This window comes from Rubritalea sp. (assembly GCF_039830215.1).
Taxonomy (GTDB): Bacteria; Verrucomicrobiota; Verrucomicrobiia; order Verrucomicrobiales; family Akkermansiaceae; genus Rubritalea.
Genome location: NZ_JBDOPO010000017.1, coordinates 1 through 5164 on the forward strand (window position 1 = coordinate 1; position 5164 = coordinate 5164).

The following is a 5164-nucleotide window of genomic DNA, read 5'->3' on the forward strand; positions in this document are numbered from 1 at the left end:
CAGAACACTGTCGCTGTGATATTCTGTTTCCATGGATAAGTTTGCTTCTTAAATGGATCTGTAGGTGCAGTTGGAGAAGTGAGTCGTTGGGCAGTTGCGGTACAGGTGAGTACGCAAAAGAATAAGATCACAATACTGGATATTCGGTGTTGCATAATAGCGTTGGAATGTACCTGTCGTAGGCGAGGATAGCTCAGACTATTCAGCCGCTTGACTGAGATCAATCTTCAAATTTGCTAACAACGAGCAGCAAAAAGTATAAGTTTTGATTCCTATTTTATAATACCTCTATCGCAAATTACTCTTATTGAGTTAGTGGAGTAGGTGCATGAGTTCATTCCCATCGCATCATACTTCGAGGTTAAACTGGCATTTTTTGGAAAGTCTCTCGGAGTATGAGTTTATCGAGCTAGTGAATGGTGAGTTTTCAGTACTCTGTTCATGGCCATGAGAAAAAGGTGTATGCTCACCTTTTTTTGCAATCCTTCAGGGCAAAGGTAAGGCACGGATTGCACTGGATTACTCGGGGCGGTAAGGTGCGCGGGAGCCATAGAAGTAACCATGAGTCTATTCGAAGCTAGGAATATTCACTGACTTATTGGTTAGGAGCTATTTGGGGTGAAATTCATTTTGACATCATATAAACAACAACGGAGTGATTTAGTACATCTTAAGCGATGTTTCATAAAAGAGGAGGTGAATCGCAGTGCTTACTATGCAATTCATACTTATTTCCGCAATTCTAGGATGAGCCAATCCTTTCTGCTGACATGACTTTCACTGGAGGCTCTGCTGGTATTACGAACACGCCGATTAGCCAAGCATGTGTAGCTAGGATAGCACAAACTAAGTCTGGCTGTATTGCCACAGAGGATGGAACGCTTATTGTGTCGGTTGTATGGGAGGATGGCAAATGGGCGAATACTGATTAGAACGTGCACGTATGGTCCTGAATCTAGCTTGCTGTAACTTAAAGTCACAGATGTGGGGCGCCAGAACCCCATCCAATTTGAGCTAAACTCCCAGAACTGGGCCATTTACATAGCGAGGTTTAACTTGAAATACCGTTAATGTATCTTCCTCTTAATAGTGATGTCTGAAGATACTCAGCTCTGGATATCTGATCATAGCCAGAAGTTTACCGCAGCCCATCTGTGAATCACATCTCTATGGGAGACGCGGACTCAAGCTGTTTGCTTGAAAATGTCAGGACTGGTGACGCCGGGAGCCTACACAATATTGCAATCGATAAGCTCAGGTTTTCTGAATAAATCGAGAAGAGGTTTAGAGATCACGCATTGATTTGTGTGTGGGGCACCACAAGTCTCTACTCAAAGTAAATGTTTGATTCAAACAACAAAAAACGCCCAGTCTGCAAGTTGCGGACTGGGCGGATTTTTTATTGCAGGTGACCTATGCTATACCGTCTTTTGCGGATGCTAATAGGTAGTCGCGGTTGAGTTTCGCGATGTTGTCTACGCTTATTTCCTTGGGGCAAACAGCTTCGCATTCGTATTGGTTGGTGCAGTTTCCGAACCCCTCGACATCCATCTGGCGAACCATAGCGAGTGTGCGCTTGGTCTTCTCTGGCTGTCCTTGTGGAAGCTTATTGAGGTGTGCAGCCTTCGCAGAAACGAAGAGCATTGCTGAAGCGTTCTTGCACGCTGCAACACATGCACCACAGCCGATGCAAGCTGCTGCGTCGAATGCCTCGTCAGCTAGAGCTTTGTCGATGGGCATGGAGTTCGCATCTGGTGCTGAGCCAGTACGTACATCGATGTAACCCCCTGCAGAAACGATGCGGTCAAAGGCTGCACGGTCAGTGATAAGGTCTTTGACTACTGGGAAGGCTCTTGCGCGGAATGGCTCAATCCAGATAGTCTCGCCGTCCTTGTATTTACGCATGTGAAGCTGACAGGTAGTAATACCAATTTCTTTTGAGTGCGGTACACCATTGATCGTGAGTGAGCACATACCACAAATACCTTCACGGCAATCATGGTCAAATACGATTGGTTCTCCACCGTCTGCGATTATGCGCTCGTTCACTATGTCGAGCATTTCGAGGAAGGATGCTTCCTGTGGAATATCTTTCGCTTCGTAAGTTTCGATATTACCGCGGTCGTTTGGGTTCTTTTGACGCCAGACTTTGAGTGTTAGATTGAGGTTGGCCATGACTGTGTGTGTTATTTGTGATTCTGGTGATTTTGGTGACTTTGAAAAGCCATAAAAGAGAGTATTTTAGCTATCTCATTCAGGCTAGTGATGAGAAGAACTAATATTTGCTCTACTTTGTGCTCTTCTTTGTACTCTTGATTTGGATCGGCTTGCGCTTAGGAAATTCGATTTTGACTGGCTTGCTACTCTTAACTGGCTTAAGAGCTACATCTTGGGATGTAATTACTTGGGCCATGTTTGCATTGGAGACCTGTGCTTGCTCAGGACCGTCAAGATCCTGTGGCATGCTCTGCAGGAGTTGCTCGAATTGGTCGAGGCTCGTAGTGGAGCGGAATAGATTGCTTAGGGCGTCACCTTTGATTGAGTCCATCAAGGTCTCAAACAATGCATATGCCTCGTTTTTATACTCAACAAGCGGGTCTTTCTGGCCTTGAGCGCGGAGATGCACACCTTCCCGCAGGGCATCCATGTTGTAGAGATGTTCCTGCCAAAGTCTGTCGATTGCTGTGAGGATTATTTGGCGCTCGAGGTGATCGAGGTATTCCGCTGGCTGGTCTGTTACTCTGAGCTCGTAGGCCTTCTTGATCTCATCGATCAGCCACGCGGCGTTGTCATCAGCTGAGCGGTCTTGAATACCACTTTCTTCCATGCTGAGAGCAAGGGGGAATGTCGTGTTGATCCACCCGAGGAGTTCAGCGTAATCCGGTGCGCCAGCATCGCGTTGGTCCATGTATTCGTGAACTGTAGCCGGAACCATGTCTTCGATCACTTCGTTGAGAAGCTCGCGCGGATCTTCTGAAGAGAGAACTTCGTTACGGTAACCGTATACCACTTCACGCTGCATGTTCATCACGTCGTCAAAGTCGAGAACGCGCTTACGCCACTGGTAGTCGCGTTGTTCAACACGCTTTTGCGCTGTTTCGATGGAGCGGTTGAGCCATTTGTGCTCCAGTGCTTCCCCTTCTTCCATACCAAAGCGTTCCATCATGGTAGTCATGCGGTCAGCTGCTGCAAAGTTACGCATTAGGTCGTCTTCGAATGAAATGTAGAATTGGCTGAGACCTGAGTCTCCCTGACGGGCACAGCGACCACGAAGCTGGCGATCAACTCGGCGTGATGGATAGCGCTCACAACCGATGACGAATAGGCCACCGAGTTCTTCCACGCCATCAGCAAGTTTTATGTCGGTACCACGTCCAGCCATATTAGTGGAGACTGTGACTGCGCCTTTTTGTCCAGCATTGGCAATGATGTCAGCTTCTTGTTCGTGGAACTTAGCGTTCAGAACTTTGTGCTGAATCTTCGCGCGCTGCAGTAGGCGGGAAAGTGTTTCAGAGGCATCGACTGATGCAGTACCAACGAGCACGGGCTGACCGCGCTCCTGTGCTTCAGCAATTCTTTTAACCACTGCATTGTATTTCTCACGGCGGGTCTTGAAGACCTGGTCGTTGTCGTCAATACGCGTGTTTGGACGGTTAGTCGGAATCGGAAGTACGTCGAGACGGTAGATGTCGTGGAATTCAGCAGCTTCTGTCTCAGCGGTTCCAGTCATTCCTGCGAGCTTCTCGTAGAGACGGAAGTAGTTCTGAATCGTGATAGTAGCATAGGTCTGAGTTTCGCGTTCAACGGTGACTCCCTCTTTCGCTTCGATCGCCTGGTGGAGACCATCTGACCAACGTCGTCCAGCCATCTTGCGGCCAGTCTGCTCGTCAACGATGCAGACCTTGTTCTCTTCGATCACGTACTCCACGTCTTTCTCGTAGATACAATACGCTTTAAGTAACTGTGAGATAGAGTGCATCTTCTGCCCTTGGCTGTCGAGGCGCGTCTGGAGAGCCTCTTTCTCTTCAGCTTTTTGCTCAACTGAGAGCTCAGAGTTCGCATCGATGTCAGCGTATGCCTCAGCGAGGTCCGGAAGGACAAATGAATCAGAGTCGTTAGGGTCGAGGAAGCTGCGCCCTTTGTCCATGAGGTCGGCGTCGTGGCCTTTCTCATCGATCGTGTAGTAAAGTTCTTCTTTGACTGCGTAGAGATCCTTTTTCTGCGCGTCTTGGTACATCGCCAGCTCAGTCTTCTCGATTAAGCGGCGAGCATCTGGGTCCTGCATGTAGCGAGCGAGTTGCTTGCTGCGTGGTTGACCAAGTTTGATTTTAAAAAGCGCGCGACCAGCTGCATCTTCGTCACCTTCAGCGAGTGCCTTTTTTACTTCCTCGGCGAGTTCGTTACAAAGCGCGTTTTGCTGCTTAACGAGTGACTGGATGTTACCTTTGTAGAGGCCGTATTGCTCAGTGTTGGAAACTGTAGATGGGCCGGAAATAATAAGTGGCGTACGCGCTTCATCGATCAAGATCGAGTCTACTTCGTCGATAATGGCGAAGTAGTGACCATTCTGTACCTGCTCTTCTTTGGAGGAAGACATGCCATTGTCTCGGAGGTAGTCGAAGCCGAACTCAGAGTTTGTTCCATAGGTTATGTCACACTGGTATTGTGCCGCGCGGAGTTGTGGTGGCTGCTGATTCTGAATACAACCGACGCTGAGACCGAGGTAGCTGTAGAGAGCTCCCATCCATTCGGAGTCTCGCTGAGCTAGGTAGTCGTTGACAGTCACGACGTGCACACCAAGACCGGTTAGGGCATTGAGGAAAACTGGAAGAGTGCCAACGAGTGTCTTACCTTCACCTGTTTGCATCTCGGCAATCATGCCGTTGTGGAGAGCAATACCACCGACTAGCTGGACGTCGAAGTGCACCATGTTCCACTTGATCTCACTACCCCCGAGTGGAATGCTGCGGCCACACATGCGTCGAGCTGCATTTTTTACAACAGCATACGCTTCAGGCAGGATCTGCTTCAGATAGAGATCGCGCTTGGATGGGAATTCGCCTTCGATTTCTTCAAAAGCCGCTTTAGCGGCGTCGATGGAAGCTGGTGATGCTACTACTTTCGGCAGTGATGGCTAGTCGCCACGACGCGGACCAAGGCGAGC

2 protein-coding genes are annotated in these 5164 nt (G+C 48.7%); both read right to left on the reverse strand.

Annotated elements, in window-relative coordinates:
• Positions 1 to 1413: 1413 nt before the first annotated feature.
• On the reverse strand, positions 1414 to 2175 hold the full coding sequence (locus tag ABGY95_RS00580) for a succinate dehydrogenase/fumarate reductase iron-sulfur subunit (RefSeq protein WP_347439736.1): 762 nt from the start codon (positions 2173 to 2175) through the stop codon (positions 1414 to 1416).
• A 112-nt stretch (positions 2176 to 2287) separates the two neighbouring features.
• Positions 2288 to 5128: a preprotein translocase subunit SecA gene (gene secA, locus ABGY95_RS00585; RefSeq protein ID WP_347439737.1), complete on the reverse strand. Its 2841-nt coding sequence runs from the start codon at positions 5126 to 5128 to the stop codon at positions 2288 to 2290.
• Positions 5129 to 5164: the final 36 nt, after the last annotated feature.

Excerpts from the sequence above, each read along its gene's own strand:
- ABGY95_RS00580 (WP_347439736.1), bottom strand. The coding sequence starts at position 2,175 with ATGGCCAACCTCAATCTAACACTCAAAGTCTGGCGTCAAAAGAACCCA.